Genomic DNA, 325 nt, shown 5'->3' with positions numbered 1-325 from the left:
GCGTTCGAGCAATCGAAGGAAGTGGCGCTGGCCCGTTTGAGCGACACCTCGGCGACCAAGGTGACGCTGCCGTTCGTCGAGGACCAGTTGCGCAATGCACGGCGTCTGATGGGGCACGACTTCTGGTCGTACGGATTCGCGAACAACGAGCATGTGATCGACCGCTTCCTCGCGCAGCACCACGCTGAGGGATTGTCGAGCCGTCGCCTGCAGCCTGCCGAACTGTTCCACCCGGCCAGCCTGGAGCGATTCAAGATCTGACCTCTCGCGGCGGTTGTTCGAGCCGTCGCGCATCCGGCAGGCGCTGGGTGCGCGACGGATGCGC

The 325-nt window shown here is 64.9% G+C and carries 1 pseudogene; it reads left to right on the top strand.

From position 1 onward, the window contains the following. Positions 1 to 261: pseudogene (locus HWY30_RS40955) on the top strand (ABC transporter substrate-binding protein); the annotation flags it as partial. Between the last annotated feature and the right edge of the window lie 64 nt (positions 262 to 325).

This window comes from Paraburkholderia tuberum STM678, from assembly GCF_902833905.1.
GTDB classification, from domain to species: Bacteria; Pseudomonadota; Gammaproteobacteria; order Burkholderiales; family Burkholderiaceae; genus Paraburkholderia; species Paraburkholderia tuberum.
Note: the sequence above shows the minus strand (reverse complement) of the source record. Positions and strands in the feature narration are given on the sequence as shown.